A 19,526-nucleotide genomic window follows, 5' to 3' on the forward strand; every position below is an offset into this window, starting at 1 on the left:
TCCCTTTCTTCTTCCCGACCCCTGGAGGGGCGATGTTCTCCCGACCTCCGGTCCGCTCCGGCGTGTTCAACCGCCGGTTCACGAGACCGATCTCCTGGGCCATGGCCGGCGTGATGGGGGCGAGCTTCATCCAGCTCGCCACCAACCCCGCCTCGGCCGAGCCGAAGTCGAACCGCCCGTCGACGTCAGACTCGTCGAAGGTGCTTCCGAAGCGGGATCCGCTGCCGGTGAAGCCCCGCAAGAGCAACCCGGTGCTGGCCGCCGCGACCGCCGGGCCGGCGAAGGTCTCCTGGCCCGCGGCCGGTGCCGCGGATGTCTCCGTACCGTCGCCCTCGACTGCCCGGTCGGCCGCCTCGACCGCGACCGCCAAGATCGGCGGCCTGCCGGTCTCGGTGTCCGCCGTGCCGGCCGAGACGAAGGCGTCCCCCGGTAGGACCAGCCCAGCGGCAACCGGCGACCCGAGGCCGGCCACCGACCCGGCTCCGGGCAAGGTCCGGGTCGAGGTGCTCGCACGCGAGGTCTCGCAGCGGGCGAACGTGGAGGGCCCGGTCGTGCGGCTGACCCGCAACGACGGGCGCTCCGCCGCCGGAAAGGTCCGCCTCGGCCTCGGCTACGAGGGAATCGCCAGCGCCTACGGCGGCGACTTCGGCGCCCGGCTGCGGCTGGTGCGGTTGCCCGAGTGCGCCCTGACCACCCCGCACCGGGCGGACTGTGCCGGCGTGCCGGTACCGACGACCAACGACGGCGAGTCGAAGACGGTGTCCGCCGAGGCGAGCACCGGCGCGCTGTTCGCCATGACCGCGACGGACGCCTCGTCGCAGGGCGACTACGGCGCCACCGGTCTCTCCCCGTCGTCGAAATGGTCGGTGGCCCCGTCCACGGGCGGCTTCTCCTGGAGCTACCCGCTGCGGACCCCGCCGGTGCCCGGTGGCAACGCTCCCGGGATCACCCTCGGGTACTCGTCCCAGTCGATCGACGGTCGGACCGCCACCACGAACAACCAGGGCTCGTGGATCGGAGAGGGCTTCAACTACGAGCCGGGCCACATCGAACGCCGGTACAAGCCGTGCGCGGAGGACGGGCACGACCAGTACGCCGACCAGTGCTGGGCGTTCGACAACGCGACCATCCTGCTCAACGGCAGGTCGACGGAGCTGGTCAAGAGCGGCAGCACCTGGCGGTTCGCGACGGACGACGGCTCCAAGGTCGAGCGCCTCTCCGGTGCGGTGAACGGCGACAACGACGGTGAGTACTGGCGGGTCACCACCACCAACGGCACCGAGTACTACTTCGGCATGAACCGGCTCCCCGGCTGGACCTCCGGCAAGGAGGAGACCAAGTCGGCCTGGACCCTGCCGATCTACGGCGACGACTCGGGCGAGCCGTGCTACAACGCGACCTTCACCTCGGCGTACTGCGACCAGGCGTGGCGGTGGAGCCTCGACTACGTCAAGGACCGCTACGGCAACGTCACCTCGTACTACTACAACCAGGAAATCAACCACTACGCGCGTGGCAAGAAGACCGACGTCAACGGCGTGCCGTACGTGCGGGGCGGCTCGCTCAAGCGCGTCGACTACGGTCAGCGCCACAACGCCGTCTACACCACGAACGCCCCGGCCCGGGTGGTGTTCGCCACCAAGGAGCGGTGCCTGCCGAGCGGCAGCGTCGACTGCGACCCGCAGGACCTGACCGCCGCCACCGCCCCGCACTGGCCGGACGTGCCGTTCGACCGCAACTGCGCCGCGAACACCAAGTGCAAGCTCGACCAGCTCAGCCCGACGTTCTGGACGCGGGTACGCCTGACCGGCATCACCACCGAGATCCGCGAGGGCACCGGCTGGACGCCGGTGGACACGTGGAAGCTCGACCACCTGTTCACCGACAACAGCGACGGCTCGCGGACCCTCTGGCTGCACAAGATCACCCACACGGGCAGCTACGGTCCGGGGGCGGACATCGCCATGCCGTCGGTCGAGCTGGGCCCCCTCCAGCTGCCCAACCGCATCGACCGCGACGGCGACTTCATCGCCCCGTTGGTCCGCGTCCGGCTCACCACGGTGTGGAACGACTCGGGCGGGCAGATCGACGTCACCTACGCCGCGCCGGACTGCACGCAGACCACACTGCCCACGCCGGGCAACAGCACGCGCCGCTGCTTCCCCGTGAAGTGGAATCCCCTCGGCAGCGGCGACCCCATCACCGACTGGTTCCACAAGTACGTGGTGGAGGAGGTCGTCGAGACCGACCGGACCGGCGGCGCACCGGACATGGTGACCCGGTACCAGTACCAGGGCGGGGCCGCCTGGCGGCACGCGGATCCCGATGGGATCTCCAAGCCGGAGGACCTGACCTGGAGCGACTGGCGCGGCTACGGCAACGTGGTCGTCACCGCCGGCGAGCGCGACGCCCAGACGACGAAGACGGCGTACCGCTATCTGCGGGGCATGCACGGCGACAAGGACCCGGACGGCGGCACCCGTACGGTCACCGTGGACGATTCCACCGGCGGCACCCACACCGACCACCCCGAGTTCTCCGGGCACCAGCTCGAGAGCGTGGTGTACGACGGCGCCAACGAGGTCAGCAAGAGCATCGCGATCCCGTGGCGGCACAACACCGCGACTCAGACCTTCAGCTGGGGCAGCAGGAAGGCCTGGTTCGTCAACACCACGACGGCGCGGAGCCTGGTCGCGCTGGCCGCCGGTGGTTGGCGGGAGACGAAGCAGACCTCGGTCTTCGAGACCAGCTTCGGCCGGGTGACCGAGACCGAGAACGAGGGCGACGTCAACGTCGCGGGCGACGAGTCGTGCAGCCGCACCACCTACGCCGACAACGCCACGGGCCACCTCTACAGCCTGGTCTCGCGGGTCGAGTCGGTGTCGGTGAAGTGCTCCGTCACCCCCGACCGCAGCACGCAGGTCATCTCCGACACCCGGACGCTCTACGACGGCAACGCGTTCGGCGTCGCGCCGACGCTGGGCAACCCGACCCGCTCCGAGCGGCTGAAGAGCCACAACGGCACGACGGCGACGTACATCCGCGCGTCGGGAGGGACGTTCGACTCGTACGGGCGACCGCTGACGGCGGTCGATTCGCTCGGCAACCTTACGAAGACCGAGTACACCGACACGAACGGCCTGACCACCAAGGTCAATCAGACCAGCCCGCTGCTGCACGTCACCACCACCGACTACGCCCCCGCCTGGGGCGTACCGGTGAGCCAGGTGGACCCGAACGGCCTGAAGAGCATCCTCGAGTACGACCCCCTGGGCCGGCTGACGAAGGTCTGGCTGCCGGACCGGACCGGCACCGCCGGCCTTGACCCCAGCATCCGCTACACCTATCTGGTCCGGACGGACAAGCCGGTAACCATCAAGACCGAGAAGCGGCAGAACGACGGGTCCTACAACGTCGAATACAAGCTGCACGACGGTCTGCTGCGTCCGCGGCAGGTCCAGTCGGAGGGCCCGGACGGCACCCGTACGGTCGCGGACACCTTCTACACCGCGACGGGCAGCCTCGCCAAGACGTACGCGACCTACACGGTGGCGGGCGCGCCCAGCGACCTGATCTACCCGGCGGTCAACGGCGACGTCAACGGCCAGACCCTCTACGTCCACGACGGGGCGGACCGGGTCACGGCGGAGATCTTCGCGGTCGCCGGTATCGAGAAGTGGCGCACCACGACCACCTACGGCGGCGACCGGATCTCGATCGACCCGCCGGCCGGCGGCACCCCCACCACGTCGATCACCAACGCCCTGGGGCAGACCACCGAGCTGCTCCAGTACAAGGGCGCCGGCCCGACGGGGGTGTTCGACAAGACCGAGTACACCTACACCCACGCCGGCAAGCTGAAGACGGTCAAGGACCCGGCGGGCAACGTCTGGTCGCACGAGTACGACCAGCTCGGTCGCAAGACCAAGTCGATCGACCCGGACGCCGGCACCTCGACGACGGCGTACGACGACCTGGACCGGGTCGTCAGCACCACGAACGGCGTCAACCAGACGGTCAGCAGCACATACGACGCGATCGGCCGCAAGACCGCCGTCTACAAGGGGGCGGCCGACACCGGCACTCTCCTCAGCAGTTGGACGTACGACCTGGAGATGGTCGGCCACCTCTCGGCGACGAGCCGGTGGGTGGACGGCGCCGAGTACGCCACCTACTACTCGAACTACGACGAGTTCTACCGGCCGCACGCCACCCACATCCAGGTGCCCGACCACGCCGGAGCCGAACTCGCCGGCATGTACGTCTTCGGTGCGGAGTACAACCGGGACGGCACCGTCCAGTCGATGAGCATGTCGGACGGCGGTGGGTTGCCGTTCGAGACGATCGCCTACACCTACGACGGCCTGGAGCGGCTCACTGCGACGACGGGTGACAACGCCTACCTGACGGACATCGAGTACGCCAGCACCGGCGAGGTCCTCCAGACCGAGGCGCAGGTGGGCACCCGGAAGGTGTGGTCGACCTACGAGTACGAGCAGGGCTCCAAGCGGCTCACCCGTCAGCGGCTGGACCGCGAGTCTGCCCCGATCGTCGACATCGACGCCCGCTACACCTACGACGCGTCCGGCAACATCCAGCGGATCGTGAACAACCCGTCCGGTACGCAGGACACGCAGTGCTTCACCTACGACTACCTGCGCCGCATGGACCGGGCGTGGACGTCGGCGAGCACCGCGACCGACCCCTGCGCCGGCGGCCCGTCGGTGACCGGCGTGGGCGGCATCGCGCCGTACCACCACGCCTACACCTTCGACGCGACCGGCAACCGCAAGACCGAGGCGCAGTACGCGGCCAACGGCACCCCGCTCATCGAGCGCAGCTACACCTACCCCGCCGCCGGCCAGGCACAGCCGCACACGCTGAGCCAGATGACGGAGTCGACCCCGGCGGGTGACCGGCTGTACTCCTACCAGTACGACGCGGCCGGCAACACCACGAAGCGGACGAGGACCGGCGAGGACCAGACCCTGGTCTGGGACGCGGAGGGCAACCTCGAATCGGTAACCGACGCCGCCGGCAAGAAGACCAGTTTCACGTACGACGTCGACGGCTCCCGGATGCTGCGCAAGGAGCCGAACGCCACCACCCTCTACCTGCCGGGCATGGAGATCCGGCTGAACCACCAGACCCGGGTCACCGACGCGACCCGCTACTACGGCCTGCCGGGTGGCGGGACGCTGGTCCGCAAGACCGACGGCATCCGGTACGTGGCGAGCGACCACCACGGCACCGGCCAGGCGACCGTCGACGGGGCCGGCGCGATCACGCACCGGCGGACCACCCCGTTCGGTGAGAGCCGGGGGACGGCACCGGCGCCGGGTCAATGGCCGACGGAGAAGGGCTTCGTCAACGGGAACATCGACTCGACGACGGGCCTGGTGAACATCGGCGCCCGCGAGTACGACGCGATCGCCGGCCGGTTCATCTCGGTCGACCCGATCATCGACGTCAACGACCCGCAGCAGATGAACGGGTACGCGTACGCCAACAACAACCCGATCTCGTACTCGGACCCGGACGGTCTGAAGGCGTGCTCCGACGACGCCTGCGGCCCGGGCGCCGACTACGAGGACATGTACGGCAACTACCACAAGGTCAAGGGCCACAACGACGGCTGCGGTGGCTGCTCGGGCGCGTACGACCCGGACGAGCCGACGAAGAACGTGCACAACAACCCGCGGGCGTCGGCCGAGGAGCGGGCCGCGGCGGCCCGGGCGGCGGCGGAGAAGGAGCGGCAGCGCCGCATCGCCGAGGCCAAGGCGAGGATGCTCAACATCGCCAAGGCCCTGGGGAAGATCGCGATGGAGGAGCTGGGCATCACCGATGCCCTGGACTGCTTCCTCAAGGGCGACATGGACGGCTGCATAGCCACGGCGGTCAACGTGGTGTCGTCGGCCTTCGGTGGTGCGCTCGGCAAGCTGGCCGCCAGGTACGGCGCGCCATGGAAGTGGGAGAAGGCCGCCGCGCTTGCCAGCCGCGTCAAGGGCCTGCTCGTCGATCTGGTCGACAAGGCGAAGGCATTCATCAGTTGCAAGAACAGCTTCGTGCCGGGCACGTTGGTGGTGATGGCCGACGGGTCGCGCAAGCCGATCGAGGACGTCAAGACCGGTGACGTCGTGCTGGTGACCGATCCGGTGACCGGCAAGACGACGACCAAACCGGTGGTGGCGACCATCATCGGCCAAGGCGCCAAGAACCTGGTCGAGGTCACCATCGACCCCGACGGCGACAGCGGTGACGCCACGGAGAGCGTCGTCGCCACGGACAACCACCCGTTCTGGGTGCCGAGGCTCGACGAGTGGGTCGACGCCGCTGATCTGCAGGCTGGCCAGTGGCTGCGCACCTCGGCCGGTACCCACGTGCAGATCAGCGCGATCCGGCAGTGGACGGAGCCGGCGCAGGTCCACAACCTCACGATCGACGACATCCACACGTACTATGTGGTTGCCGGCGATACTCCGGTCCTCGTACACAACTGTGGTGAGACCTTCATTGAAAACGCTGCTGGTGATCGTCTCTATGGGCCCTACCATCGGCTGAAGTCTCCCACTCAGGGGGACGACGTGGCTGCTCAGATGAGCGAGGGCGGTGAGCTCTGGGGGAATGTTTCGCGCGTCTCGTTCCAAGACCGTCCTATGGTTCAGGCATATCGAGGCGCGCTGCCGGCGGGCAAGCGGGGTGTCGAGTTCTATACGCCGGTCAAGCCGTTGTCTCCCCGCAATTCACCCCCCGGGGAGGCTAGGTGGGTTGCTGGGATGCCCGGTGTAAGGGTTGAGGATGATTACGCGAAGATTAAAATTATCGTGACGCGAAACACCCAAGGATAGAGATGGAAGAAGATCGTTTCGGCACACGCGTTGAGGTGACTGACGGCATGGTCGCCATCCGACTTGATCCAGTGACGGCCTCGTGGCTGTGGGAGGCTCTCTATGCGTTCGGTGAGCATGTCGCCGCTGGTGCGAAGGTGGAGACGGTGCCGGACGACATGTCGGACAGGCTGGGCTCCTTCATGAAGCAGCTGTCGAGCGTCGTGCATCGCAGAGGTGGCGATTCATAGCTGGTTCCGAACGGGCGGCCGGGGCAATGGTGATGCTGTTGCCCCGGCACTCCGGGGACGTAGGCGTTCGTAACGGTGCGGGGGCGTAGCCGCAAGGCTGCGCCCCCGCACCGTGTCGGTGCGTCCTCAGGCGCGTGAGCAGGTGACCCCGTTGAGGGTGAAGCTGGTCGGGGACGCGTACGCGCCGCTCAGCGTGCCCTGGTAGCCGAAGCTGGCCGTGCCGCCCGGGGCGAGCGAACCGTTCCAGCTGATGTTCCGCGCGGTCACCGCCGAACCGCTCTGGCTCACCGTGGCGTTCCACGAGCTGGTGATCTGCTGCCCGGCGGGCAGGTTGTAGGCCAGCGTCCAGCCGTTGATCGGGCTCGACCCGGTGTTGGTGATCTGCACGTCGGCGGTGAAGCCGTTGCTCCACGAGTTCGGCGTGTACTTCACCGCGCACCCGGCGCCGCCCGGCGGGGGAGTGCTCGGCGGGGGCGTGGTGGGCGGCGCGGTCGTGGGCGGCGGGTTGCCGCCACCGTTGACCGCCGCCGAGAACGAGGTCACCGCGAGGCCGGCGCCGCCCTGCCACGGCTCGAAGCCGGCCTGGATGCTGGTCAGGTACCAGGAGTTGGTGATCGCGCCCCGGTTGCGGGTGTCGTTGATGAACGCCAGCAGGTTGAGGTTCGCGCTGCTGATCGCCGACGGCGCCAGGTAGGAGATGACGTTGTTGGAGCCGTTGCTGCCGCGCCACACCTCCCAGCTCCGCCCGTCGATGGTGGCGGTGCCGACCGGGGAGCCGATGGGCTGGATCGGCCCCTGCCGGTTGAGCCAGATCATGATCTCCATCTGGTTCACCCCGTCGCGCTTCGGCGACGGGTCCAGCCAGATGTCGTACGAGGCGTTGTAGACGGCGTTGCTGACGTACCGGTAGGCGATGCTGCTCGTGGCGCTGCTGATCTGGCTGACCTGGATCGGCAGGTTGGTGCCGGGGGAGCAGTTGGTGTAGTGGCAGCCGAGGAAGATCGACGGGTACGCGGTCGGCGCGCCGTTGGTCGGGTTGCTGCCGTTCTGGGTGGTGATCTCGAAGCCGCTGCCGGTGACGTTGATGCACTGCTGGGCGGTGGTGCCCCAGCGGTTGTTCTGCACCACGTAGCGGCCCTGGATGGTGGTGGAGCCGTACTGCTCGCAGATCTGCGTGTCGGCGCTGGCGGTGCCGCCGAGGGCCACGGCGACGATCGAGCCGGCGGCGAGCAGCGCGGCTGCCGCGAGGGCCCGGAGTGGACGTTTCATGATGCTCCTTCGGCTTCGGCGCGGAACGCCGGACGGAGTCGGTCGGTGGGCGCGGGAGCGCTCCCACAATCCTTCGACACATTTACATCTCTGAAACCACAGCGCAACGGGCCTGGGGTATTGGAGAGGTAAGTGAGGTTTGTCACGCCCGGGTCGCTCGGTGGGCAGGTGGTCCCCCGAAGCAGGCGCGGCGGGCGCCGAGGAGTGTTTCGCCTGGGACGATTGACTCTGGTGTGTGCCGATTGTGCCGAGTAGTGTCTTGCCTCCAACGCGTGCCGAACCCCTCCGGAGGCGTACACCACCATGGGTGGCTCTCCCCTGCGCATCCTCGTCGTCGGCGCGGGCATCGCCGGTCTGGCCGTGGCCCGGGCGCTGCGGATGGCGGGCTTCCGCCCCGACGTCACCGAGAGGCTGCCGCCGGGCGAGAACGCCGAGACCGGCCTCTACCTACCCGGCAATGCGGCCCGGGCGCTGTGCCGCCTCGACCTCGACGGGCCCGTACGCCCGCTCGGGCACGTCATCCACCGGCAGCGGTTCCTCGACGCGGCCGGGGCGCCGCTCTGCGAGGTGGACCTCGACGCGCTCTGGTCCGGGGTCGGCGAGTGCCGGGCGCTGCCCCGGACGGAACTGCACCGGGTGCTGCTCACCGGCGCGGGCGGCGCCGTCCGGCACGGCGCCGAGGTGCGCGCCGTCGACCTGCTGCCGGACTCCGTCGGCGTCACCTTCGTCGACGGCACCGCCGCCGAGTACGACCTCGTCGTCGGCGCCGACGGGCCGCGCTCCTCGATCCGGGCCCTGGCCGCGCTCGGCGGTCCGCCCCGACCCGCCGGCCAGGTCGTCTACCGCAGCGTGGTGCGCGACGGGCCCCCGGTCGCGGAGTGGACCGCCCTGCTCGGCCAGCGCGCCGGCTTCCTGGTCGTGCCGATCGGCGCCGGGCGGCTGCACTGCTACGCCGACGAGGCCGGCACCGTCGCGCCGGCCGACCCGACGGCCCGGCTGCGCGAGCTCTTCGGCGACTACGGCGGACCGGTGCCCGCCGTGCTGGAGGCGCTGGACCGGGTGCACGTCGCGGTCACCGAGGAGGTCGAACTGGGCTGCTGGTCCCGGGGGCGGGTGCTGCTCGTCGGGGACGCCGCGCACGCCACCGCACCGACGCTGTCCCAGGGCGCGGCGATGGCGCTGGAGGACGCCGTGGTGCTCGCCGACTCCCTCCGCGCGGCCGGAGGCGACGTCGAGGCGGCCCTGGCGGCGTACGAGAGTCGTCGTCGCCCGCGTACGCGATGGGTGCGGGACCGGACCCGGGACCGCAACCGGACCCGGGACGTGCCGCCGGCGCTGCGCGACCCGCTGCTGCGCGGGCGCGGCGACCGGATCTTCGGCGAGCACTACCGGCTGCTGCTCGGCCCGCTGTAGCGGCCGGCGGCCGAGGGCCCGGTGCGCCGGGGCCGTGCAGGCTACCCGACCACCCCACGCGGCGTAGCCACCTGCCGGGGACTATCCTCCTTGCGGATGACGGCCCGCAGATAACCAGCGCGTGCCGAGCGGGACAACCCAGAACCGGAGGCCACTCGTGACCACCGTCGCACCCAAGCCGGTCGTGACCCGGCCCTGGCCGGTCCGAGCGCCGGTCAAGGGGTCGGCCATCGCGCGGCTGCTGCGTACCACGGACGCGAAGCAGATCGGGATCATGTACATGGTCACCGCGTTCGCGTTCTTCATGATCGGTGGCCTGATGGCCCTGATCATGCGGGCCGAGCTGGCCCGGCCCGGGCTGCAGTTCCTGTCGCCCGAGCAGTACAACCAGCTGTTCACCATGCACGGCACGATCATGCTGCTGTTCTTCGCGACGCCGATCGTGTTCGCCTTCGCGAACTACGTGGTGCCGCTGCAGATCGGCGCGCCCGACGTGGCGTTCCCCCGGCTGAACAGCTTCGCCTACTGGCTGTTCCTCTTCGGCGGCTCGATGACCATGGTCGGCTTCCTCACCCCGGGTGGCGCCGCCGACTTCGGCTGGACCGCCTACGCGCCGCTGAGCTCCGTCGAGCACTCGCCCGGCGTGGGCGCGAACCTGTGGGTCGTCGGCCTGGTCATCTCGGGTCTGGGCTCGATCCTGGGCGCGGTCAACGTGATCACCACGATCCTGACCCTGCGCGCGCCCGGCATGACGATGTTCCGGATGCCGATCTTCACCTGGAACATCCTGGTCACCGGTCTCCTGGTGATCCTGGTCTTCCCGCTGCTGGCCGCCGCGCTGATGGCGCTGGCCGCCGACCGGCTCCTGGGCGCCCACGTCTACGACCCCGCGACCGGCGGGCCGATGCTCTACCAGCACCTCTTCTGGTTCTTCGGCCACCCCGAGGTGTACATCATCGCGCTGCCGTTCTTCGGCATCATCTCGGAGATCATCCCGGTCTTCTCCCGTAAGCCGATCTTCGGCTACAAGGGCCTGGTCGCCGCGACCATCGCCATCGCCGGCCTGTCGATGAGCGTCTGGGCGCACCACATGTTCTCCACCGGCCAGGTGCTGCTGCCGTTCTTCAGCTTCCTGAGCTACCTGATCGCCGTGCCGACCGGTATGAAGTTCTTCAACTGGATCGGCACCATGTGGCGCGGCCAGATCAGCTTCGAGACGCCGATGCTCTTCTCGATCGGCTTCCTGGTCACCTTCCTCTTCGGTGGTCTCACCGGCGTGCTGCTGGCCAGCCCGCCGATCGACTTCCACCTGCACGACTCGTACTTCGTGGTGGCCCACTTCCACTACGTGCTCTTCGGCACGATCGTGTTCGCCGTCTTCGCCGGCATCTACTTCTGGTTCCCGAAGATGTTCGGCCGCATGCTCGACGAGCGGCTGGGCAAGGTGCACTTCTGGCTGACCATGATCGGCTTCCACACCACGTTCCTGGTGCAGCACTGGCTGGGCAACGAGGGCATGCCGCGCCGGTACGCCGACTACCTGCCCGGCGACGGCTTCACCACGCTGAACATGGTCTCCACCATCGGCGCGTTCATCACCGGCATCTCGACCCTGCCGTTCATCTGGAACTGCTGGAAGTCGTACAAGGCCGGCCCGGTGGTCGAGGTCGACGACCCGTGGGGTCACGGCAACTCGCTGGAGTGGGCGACCAGCTCCCCGCCCCCGCTGCGGAACTTCGACCGGATGCCGCGGATCCGTTCCGAGCGGCCGGCGTTCGACCTCAAGTTCCCCGAGCTGGCGGCCGGCGGCCAGAGCCTGGCCGGCCCGCCGGAGGGCGGCGCCAAGCCGCTGACCAGCGAGTCCGACGGCGGTGCCAGCTACCGCGAGGACACCGCGAGCGACGCCGACCGGCGCTGACGCTCCGCACCACGTACGACGGGCGCCACCCCACCCGGGGTGGCGCCCGTCGGCGTTGGAAGGGATACGCCCTGCCTGTGTGCCCGCCGGCCCTCGCAGGTCCGTCAGGACCGGCTCATGCCAGGTGGGTCGGGAAGCCAGGGACGCCGGGTCAGGGACGCCGAGCCAGGGCCGCCGGTCAGGGGCCGCCGAGCCCCGGGGTGGCGGGTCAGGTGGCGGGGGTCGGGACGAGCTCGGGGGTGGGCGCATGGGTGGCGGCGGTGCGGCGGCGGCGCAGCTCGATCGGGAGCACGGCCAGCGCCACCAGCACCCCGACCGCCCCGGTGACCGCGAAGCCCCAGGCCGGTGCGGAGGCGTCGATGACGGCGCCCGCGAGCGGCGCGCCGACCGCCATGCCGATCGTGACCGCCGAGCCGTGCAGGCCCATCGCCTCGCCGCGTACGGAGGCGGGGACCAGCCGGCTGACCGCGTCCGAGGTGGCCGCGATGGTCGGCGCGCAGAGCGCCCCGGCGGGAATCAGCGCCAGGCAGAGCAGCCACCAGTGCGCCCCGCCCAGCCCGACCGGGATGGTGCAGAGGCTGAGGGCGGCCATCAGGATCAGCGGCGAGAAGGAGCGGGTGACCGCCCCGTACGCGAAGCCGCCGACCAGCGAGGCGACCGCCCAGACGGCGAGGACGGCGCCCGTCCACCCGACGTCGCCGTTCTCCCGCAGGACGGCGACCACCGCCACGTCGGTGCCGCCGAGCACCAGCATGCCGGCGGCGCTGACCGCCAGCACGGCGAGCAGGCGCGGGGTGAGCCACGACCGGCGGGGCACCCGCGGCTGCGGCCCGGCCGGCTCGCCGCCGCCCCGGACGGGCGGGTTCAGCACCCAGAACGCGACGCCGGCGGCGACGATGCCGGCCCCCACCAGGTGGAGCGTGGTGCGCGGGGAGATCGCGGTGGCCGCCGCCACGGCCAGCGCGGGGCCGACCATGAACGACAGCTCCACCGACATCGAGTCCAGCGCGTACGCGGGGCGGCGCCGCTCCGGCGGCACCATCGCGGCGATGGACTGCCGGATCACCGAGAAGATCGGCAGGGCGAGCGAGCCGGCCAGGAACGCGGCGGGCAGCAGCACCGGGTACGGCAGCATCGGCGCGGTGGACCAGAAGACCGCCTCGGCGATTCCGGTCAGCACGAGCACCGGCCGCAGGCCGCGCCGGTCGACCAGGCGGCCGAGCAGCGGGCCGCCGATCGCGGCTCCCACGGTGATCGCCGCGCCGACGAGCCCGGCCGCTCCGTAGCCGCGCCCGAGGTCGAGCACGACGTAGAACGTCAGGGTCACCCCGGTGGCGGTGAGCGGGACGCGGGCGAGCACCGACACCAGCAGCAACGACCGGAGACCGGGCAGGGCGAGCGCCTCCCGGTAAGGCTTCAGGTTCATGTCGGTGCGTACCTCCGCCGGACATCCTCGGCCGGAGGTACGACACCCGCCAACGAATTACGGCCTCATGCGGCCCTGATCACAGGCTCCCCGCGCAGGGTCACCCCGGCGCCGTCCATCGCCCGCAGCGCGACGTCCGTGGTGGGCGGGGCGACGGCGGCGGTGAGGTCCAGCAGGACGGTGGTGGCGAAGCCCTCCCGGGCGGCGTCCAGGGCGGTCGCCCGTACGCAGTGGTCGGTGGCGATCCCCACCACGTCGACCCGGTCCACGCCACGCTGGCGCAGCCAGTCGGCCAGGCTCTCGCCGCCCTCGGCGTGCCCCTCGAAGCCGGAGTACGCGGCCGCGTACTCGCCCTTGTGGAAGATCGCCTCGATCCGGTCGGTGGCCAGGTCGGGGTGGAACTCCGCGCCCGGAGTGCCCACCACGCAGTGCCGCGGCCAGCACTCCACGAAGTCCGGCGGGTCGCCGAAGTGGGCGCCCGGGTCGACGTGGTGGTCCTTCGTCGCGACGACGTGGTCCCAGCGGTCCGGCTCGGCGGCGAGGAGCCGGGTGATCCCGGCCGCCACGCCGGCCCCGCCGCCCACGGCCAGCGAGCCGCCCTCACAGAAGTCGTTCTGCACGTCCACGATGATCAGCGCGTTGCTCACCTGGTGCTCCTTTCTCAGTCGGCCGGGACGACCGTGACCGGGATGGCCGGGTCGCCGGCGGAGAGCTTGAGGCCCTCCCACGGGATGGAGATCAGGCACTGTCGCAGGTGTTCCCGCGACTCGTCCAGGGTCGGCCGGTCGACCGGCTCGCCGCCGGCCAGGAACGAGTGCTGGAGCAGCCGGTCGTTGGGCCGGGGGTCCGGCACGCCCTGCGGCACGACGATCTCCTCGGTGGCGGTGCCGGTCGGCTTGTGCCGGCGTACGGCCACCTTCCGGCCGCCGATGGTGGCCTTGTGCTCGGAGCGCTTGACCACCGGGCGGCCCTCGACCTCGACGAGCTTGTAGACCAGCCCGGCGGTGGGCGCGCCGGAGCCGGTGACCACGGCGGTGCCCGCGCCGTACATGTCGACCGGTTCGGCGGCGAGCGAGGCGATGGCGTGCTCGTCGAGGTCACCGGAGACGATGATCTTGGTTTCGGTGGCGCCCAGCGAGTCGAGCAGCTCGCGGGACTGCTGCGCGATCACCGCCAGGTCGCCCGAGTCGATCCGCACCGCCCGCAGGTCGGGCCCGGCCACCGCGATCGCGTTGCGGATGCCCTGGCTGATGTCGTACGTGTCGACCAGCAGCGTGGTGTCCTTGCCCAGCGTGGCGACCTGCGAGGCGAACGCGGCCCGCTCGTCGGAGTGCAGCAGGGTGAACGCGTGCGCGGCCGTGCCGGCGGTCGGGATGCCGTAGCGCAGCCCGGCGGCGAGGTTCGAGGTGAACCGGAAACCGGCCAGGTACGCGGCCCGCGCCGCGGCCACCGCCGCCTCCTCGTGCGCGCGCCGGGAGCCCATCTCGATGAGGGTCCGCCCGCGCGCCGCGGTGACCATCCGTGCGGCGGCGGCGGCCACGGCGCTGTCGTGGTTGAGCACGGAGAGGATGAGCGTCTCCAGCACCACGCACTCGGCGAAGCCGCCGGAGACGGTGAGGATCGGCGAGCTGGGGAAGAACAGCTCGCCCTCGGCGTAGCCCTCGATGTCGCCCGTGAAGCGGTAGTCGCGCAGCCAGGCGGCGGCCTGCTCGTCGACCACCCCGGTACGCCGCAGGAAGTCGACCTCGTCGGCGTCGAAGCGGAAGTCGCGGATCAGCTCGATCAGCCGGCCGGTGCCGGCCACCACCCCGTAGCGACGACCGGCGGGCAGCCGGCGGCTGAACACCTCGAAGACGCAGCGGCGGTCGGCGGAGCCGTCGCGGAGGGCGGCACTGACCATGGTCAGCTCGTAGTGGTCGGTCAGCAGCGCGGGGCGAAGGGTGCTCACCGCCCCAGCCTAGGGTTCACCCGCCATCGCTGCCGTCGTGGCCCGGGATCGCCCGCAGGGCGGCCCGCAGCTCGGCCCGGCCGGCGACGCCGAGCTTGCCGTAGATCCGCTGGAGGTGGTTCTCCACGGTGCGGGCGGAGAGGTAGAGCCGCTCGGCGATGACCCGGCTGGTCACCCCGTCGGCGGCGAGCCGGGCCACCTGCCACTCGCGGTCGCTCAGCGCCGGGGAGCCGGCCTGCAACGCCGGGGTGCGGACCAGGTCGCAGCGGCCGAGCAGGGCGGCGAGGCGTTCCCGGGCCGCGGCCGCCGCCGGGGACCGCCGCCGGCGCAGCCGGTCCAGGGCGGTGGCGGTGGCCTCCGCCGCGTAGACGGTCAGCTCGAGCGCGTCGAAGCCGTCGGCGACCGCCAGCAGCTCGTCGGCGGAGCCGCCCGCGGCGGCCCGGGCGTGCCGGGCGAGAAGCGGGGGCAGCAGCCCGTCGACCCGTTCGGAGAGCTCGGTGAGCCGCTGCGCGACGGTGCGCCGGCCACCGTCGGAGCAGGTCGGGCCGAGCGGCGCGGTCGGCTGGCCCAGCCGGACCAGGTCGTGCAGCACGTGCACCTCGTGGCCGGCGAAGCCGTCCGCGCGCAGCCGGTCGGCCAGCCCGTTGAGGTGCTTGACGGCGCCGGACACGTCGCCACCGGCGGCGAGCACCGCGCCCCGGGCCTGCTCCAGCCACGGGTACAGCACGATCATGCCCGGGGCGTGGGTGCGGTCGGCCTCCGCCATCGCCTCGGCCGCCTGCGCGGCGTCGCCCCGCAGCGCCGCCGCCTGGGCCCGCTCGGCCTGGGCCAGTCCCGCGTAGACCCGGCTGGTGGCGAGCACCGCGCAGGCGCCGAGGCTGGTCCGCAGCGCCGCGTCGCTCTGGCCGCGCAGCCGGGCCGCGTACGCCTGGAGGATGGCCAGGTAGCCGGTGCCGAGCCGGAAGTCGCCGGCCCCGGCCAGGTCGGCGAACTCGTCGGCCACGATCGCGTCGATGCCGGCCAGGTCGCCCGCGAGCGCCAGCCGGGTGCCCCGGGCCAGCTCCAGGGCCAGTTGTAGGTACGGCATGTCCGCCCGCCACCGGCCCGCCTCGGCCTGCACCCGGTTGATCGCGGTGGCGCTGCGGTGCAGCTGCCCCTGCGCGGCCTGAAGGTGGGCGATCGTGCTGCGCGCCAACTCCCGGGCGGCGACGCTCGCGGCCGGCCGGTCCAGCACCGTCTGCCCGAGCCGCAGCGCGATGCCGGTGTCCAGCCGGTGCAGCCGCATGATGCCCTCGAAGGCGAGCACCCGGGCCTGGTCGGCGGAGTCGGTCAGGGTCGTCCGTCGGGCGGCGATCTCCTCCACCGTGGACTCCCGGCTCAGCCCCCAGTAGCTGACCATGCCCCGCACGGTCAGCCAGCGGCTCAGCCGCCGGTCGCCCTCGATGTCGGTGGCGACCGCGTCCAGCACCCCGATCGCCTCGTCCGGCCGGTCGGCGAACATCAGGATGGTGGCCAGCAGCTCCGCCGCGTCGAAGCCGCCGCCCGCGTCGAGCGCCGCGCGGGCCAGCCGGGTCGCCAGCGGTACGTCGTAGCGGGCGAACGCCTGCCGCGCCGCGTCGAGCAGCAGGGCCGGATCCTGCGCGGTGCCCGAGTCGAGCCGCCACACGGCCACCCGGAGCAGGTCGTCGCGGCGTCGCTTGCCGACCAGCTCCAGCAGCTCGGCGAGGCGGGCCTGCAACCGTCGCGTCCGGCTGACGGGGCAGCGGCGGCGCATCACCTCGCCGTAGAGCGGGTGGGCCAGCCGCACGTTCGCCCGGCGGTCGTCGTGTTCCACGGCGATCAGCCCGCGTTCCTCGGCGGTCTCCACGTCGACCGGGTCGGCGGCCTGGTTGAGCAGGTGCAGGCCGAGCGGTTCACCGAAGGCGACCAGCTCCACCACCCCGCGTACGCCCGGGGTGAGCTGGCCGATCCGCACGTCGATGAGGTCGGTCAGGTTGGGCGCCAGCTCCAGCCGGCCGGTCCACTTCCAGATCCCGTACGTGCGGGTCAGCTCCCCGCGGTCGGCGGCGAAGACCAGCTCGCGCAGCAGCAGCGGGTTGCCCTCGGAGAGCCGGCCGAGCCGGTCGGCGGAGGTGGCGTCGACCGGCCCCTCCAGGATCGCGGAGAGCAGCCGCGTGGTCTCGGCCGGCGGCAGCGGCCTCAGCTCGACGTGGTCGACCAGGCCGTCGGTCCACAGGGCGCGGATCGGCAGCGGGAGCTGCTCGCCGTCGCGGGACGTGCCGACGACCGTGGCGTTGTCGGAGCGGGCCACCAGGTGCACCAACGCCGCCGACGGTGGGTCGAGCAGGTGCGCGTCGTCGACCGCGAGCACGATCCGGCGGCCGGCCGCCTGCTGCTGCAGCACGTCCACCGCCCAGCGCAGGATGCCGGCGGGGGACAGGCCCTGCGGCTGCTCCGTCGGGAGCACCTGCACGAGACCGCCGAAGGGCAGCGCGGCCGTGGTGGCGCTGGCCGCGATCGTCCAGACGGCGTACCCGTCGCGGGGGAGGGCCGCCATCCCCTCGCGCAGCAGACGGCTCTTGCCGATGCCCGCGTTGCCGCTGAAGAAGATGCCCCGCCGCTCCGCGCCCGTCACCGCCGACAGCAGACGGTTGAGCTCATCCGTTCGGCCGACGAACCCCCACCGACTCATCGGGGCAGCATATCGATCGGAATCCGTCCGCGTGCACATCGTCACGCACCGAAGTTGAGTAGCCTCGTGATTACCTGTGAGTATTCGAAGTGTTCGGTTCGAGGGCCTGGCCGCCCGTACTCTTCCGGCATCCGGGTGCCGTCACCGGACGATTCCACGCGGCCGGCCGCTGCCGGTCGCCTGCCACGGGAGGCCGCTTTCGATGAAGCCCGGTCCTCTCCCCGCCGTCGACAGCCCCGACGACATGGCCGGAGCCGAGCTGCCCCGTCGGGACCGGCTGCCCGTCCGGCTGGGGGTGACCGAGCCCCGCCCGGAGGAGCCGCTGGCCGTGATCGGCGTCGGCCCGGCCGCCGCGGGGCGGCGCGAGGTGCTCGCCCGCCTGCTCCAGCTCGATCCCGCCATGCTCGCCGTGCCCGCCGGCAGCTGGCTCGTGGTGCGCCACTCCCAGGTGCCGACGCGGGCCGCGTACGTCCCCGGCTACCGCCAGCCCCACTCCTACGGCGCCGACCGGCTGGCCGCCGGGCCGGCGCTCGCGCGCCCGCCGCGCCGGGTCGAGCTGAGCCTGCCCGAGCCCCTGCTGCGGCACTTCAGCCTCGTCGACACGCCGGACACGGGTGCCCTCGGGGCGGCCGGCGGCCGGCTGCTGCTCGACGCGGCGGGCCGGTCCGGGGCGGTGCTCTTCGTGATCGCCGCCGACCAGGCCTTCACCGCGGTCGAGCTCCACCTGCTCGCCGACCTGGCCCGTGCCGGCGTCGGGGTCGTCTTCGCGGTCACCCCCGGCGCGGGCGGCTGGGCCCCGGTGCCGGAGGGCGCGGCCACGACGGAGGGCACGGGGGCGTCCGACGGGTCGGCCCCCGCACCGGTGGACCCGGTCGCGGTCACCGTCGAGGCGCACCGGGCGGCCCTGCTGGCCGCCGTGCCCGGGCTCGCCGACGCCCGCTGGTTCCCGATCGACGCCGCGGGTGACGGGGCGGACCTGCGCCGGGCGCTGGTCGGCTGGGCCGCCGACGAGGGGCTGCGACGGGCGAGCGCCGAGCCGCCGGTGCTGCCGGGATCGCACGGCCGGGTGCCGGTGGTGGCCGACCCGGGTGGCTGGTCGGAGCAGCTCGACCGGCAGGCCCGGTCGTCCTCCCGGCGCATCCGCCAGCACCTGGCCCTGGAGGTGGCGAACATCCACCTCCGCGTGGTGCAGGAGATCGTCTTCGGGGTCGGCTGCGCCGGCCTGCCGCAGCTGCTCGACCGTGAGATGGAGGCGCTGTCGCTGCTGGCCACCGCCCAGTGCGACGAGGCGGTGCGCGGGCTCGTCGAGGAGATCGCCGGCCGGGTCTTCGGCACGCCGCTGCCGGCGGGCGTCCGGCGGCGCCTGGACGTCCCGGTGAGCTGGGGCCTGACGGAGCACCGGGGCGAGCACGAGCTGGACCGCGTGCTGCTCGTCACCAGCACCGGCGGCGTGGCGGGGCTGACCGGGACCGGCGCGACCGACACGCTGGCGAGCTATCCGGGCGTGGCGCGCGAGGAGGTGCTCCCGCCGGTGGCCGTGGCCCTCTCGGGCGGCTGCTGGCAGCACTGGCGCAGCCCCGGCAACCACGATCCCAACGCCGCCCGGGCCTGGGCCCAGCGCGCGCTGCGGGAGGTCGAACTGGAACTGTGCCGGGAGGTGTCCCGGCGGTTCGAGGTGGTCCGCCTCTCGCTGGACGGGGTGCTCTCCGATGCTGTCGACCACGGCATCCTGCTCGCCTGAGGGCGGTCCGGTCGCCTGCGGCGTCGGCACCGGGCGGCCAC

General features: G+C 71.9%; 10 protein-coding genes. 5 read left to right on the forward strand and 5 right to left on the reverse strand.

The genetic code is table 11. From position 1 onward, the window contains the following. Positions 1 to 32 precede the first annotated feature (32 nt). Both RM555_RS15790 and RM555_RS15795 read left to right on the forward strand, forming a co-directional pair. Complete coding sequence (locus RM555_RS15790; RefSeq protein ID WP_311412447.1) at positions 33 to 6,848, forward strand: polymorphic toxin-type HINT domain-containing protein; 6,816 nt, start codon at positions 33 to 35, stop codon at positions 6,846 to 6,848. Between the two features lie 2 nt (positions 6,849 to 6,850). Further along, entirely contained in the window at positions 6,851 to 7,078 is a 228-nt protein-coding gene (locus tag RM555_RS15795) for a hypothetical protein (protein ID WP_311412448.1), read from the forward strand. A 126-nt stretch (positions 7,079 to 7,204) separates the two neighbouring features. On the opposite strand, the gene RM555_RS15800 is transcribed toward RM555_RS15795, so the two are convergent. Next, a complete protein-coding gene (locus tag RM555_RS15800; protein WP_311412449.1) occupies positions 7,205 to 8,347 on the reverse strand; it encodes a GH12 family glycosyl hydrolase domain-containing protein in 1,143 nt (380 codons plus the stop codon). 303 nt (positions 8,348 to 8,650) lie between these two features. Between RM555_RS15800 and RM555_RS15805 the strand changes: the two genes are divergently transcribed. Both RM555_RS15805 and ctaD read left to right on the forward strand, forming a co-directional pair. Continuing rightward, positions 8,651 to 9,760: an FAD-dependent monooxygenase gene (locus tag RM555_RS15805; protein WP_311412450.1), complete on the forward strand. Its 1,110-nt coding sequence runs from the start codon at positions 8,651 to 8,653 to the stop codon at positions 9,758 to 9,760. Positions 9,761 to 9,917: 157 nt separating this feature from the next. After that, positions 9,918 to 11,678, forward strand: a complete 1,761-nt coding sequence (gene ctaD, locus RM555_RS15810; protein ID WP_121396348.1) for an aa3-type cytochrome oxidase subunit I — start codon at positions 9,918 to 9,920, stop codon at positions 11,676 to 11,678. Between the two features lie 208 nt (positions 11,679 to 11,886). Here the strand turns inward: ctaD and RM555_RS15815 are convergent, their stop codons facing one another. The 4 genes from RM555_RS15815 to RM555_RS15830 form a co-directional block, all read right to left on the reverse strand. After that, positions 11,887 to 13,104: an MFS transporter gene (locus RM555_RS15815; protein WP_311412451.1), complete on the reverse strand. Its 1,218-nt coding sequence runs from the start codon at positions 13,102 to 13,104 to the stop codon at positions 11,887 to 11,889. A 65-nt stretch (positions 13,105 to 13,169) separates the two neighbouring features. Beyond that, complete coding sequence (locus tag RM555_RS15820) at positions 13,170 to 13,751, reverse strand: isochorismatase family protein (protein WP_151453616.1); 582 nt, start codon at positions 13,749 to 13,751, stop codon at positions 13,170 to 13,172. Positions 13,752 to 13,765: 14 nt separating this feature from the next. After that, positions 13,766 to 15,052 (reverse strand): nicotinate phosphoribosyltransferase, encoded by a 1,287-nt coding sequence (locus tag RM555_RS15825; RefSeq protein ID WP_311412452.1) that lies wholly within the window; start codon positions 15,050 to 15,052, stop codon positions 13,766 to 13,768. Between the two features lie 16 nt (positions 15,053 to 15,068). Next, positions 15,069 to 17,744, reverse strand: a complete 2,676-nt coding sequence (locus RM555_RS15830) for a LuxR C-terminal-related transcriptional regulator (protein WP_311412453.1) — start codon at positions 17,742 to 17,744, stop codon at positions 15,069 to 15,071. Positions 17,745 to 17,946: 202 nt separating this feature from the next. Between RM555_RS15830 and RM555_RS15835 the strand changes: the two genes are divergently transcribed. Then, positions 17,947 to 19,485, forward strand: a complete 1,539-nt coding sequence (locus RM555_RS15835; RefSeq protein WP_311412454.1) for a hypothetical protein — start codon at positions 17,947 to 17,949, stop codon at positions 19,483 to 19,485. The last annotated feature ends 41 nt before the right edge of the window (positions 19,486 to 19,526 follow it).

The organism is Micromonospora reichwaldensis, assembly GCF_031845925.1.
In the GTDB taxonomy this organism is placed as follows: domain Bacteria; phylum Actinomycetota; class Actinomycetes; order Mycobacteriales; family Micromonosporaceae; genus Micromonospora; species Micromonospora reichwaldensis.

What these genes read in the sequence shown, in the direction of transcription:
- RM555_RS15800 (WP_311412449.1), bottom strand. Translation starts at nt 8,347, where the DNA reads ATGAAACGTCCACTCCGGGCCCTCGCGGCAGCCGCGCTGCTCGCCGCC.
- RM555_RS15830 (WP_311412453.1), bottom strand. Translation starts at nt 17,744, where the DNA reads ATGAGTCGGTGGGGGTTCGTCGGCCGAACGGATGAGCTCAACCGTCTG.
- RM555_RS15835 (WP_311412454.1), top strand. Translation starts at nt 17,947, where the DNA reads ATGAAGCCCGGTCCTCTCCCCGCCGTCGACAGCCCCGACGACATGGCC.
- RM555_RS15805 (WP_311412450.1), top strand. Translation starts at nt 8,651, where the DNA reads ATGGGTGGCTCTCCCCTGCGCATCCTCGTCGTCGGCGCGGGCATCGCC.
- RM555_RS15790 (WP_311412447.1), top strand. Translation starts at nt 33, where the DNA reads ATGTTCTCCCGACCTCCGGTCCGCTCCGGCGTGTTCAACCGCCGGTTC.
- RM555_RS15795 (WP_311412448.1), top strand. Translation starts at nt 6,851, where the DNA reads ATGGAAGAAGATCGTTTCGGCACACGCGTTGAGGTGACTGACGGCATG.
- RM555_RS15815 (WP_311412451.1), bottom strand. Translation starts at nt 13,104, where the DNA reads ATGAACCTGAAGCCTTACCGGGAGGCGCTCGCCCTGCCCGGTCTCCGG.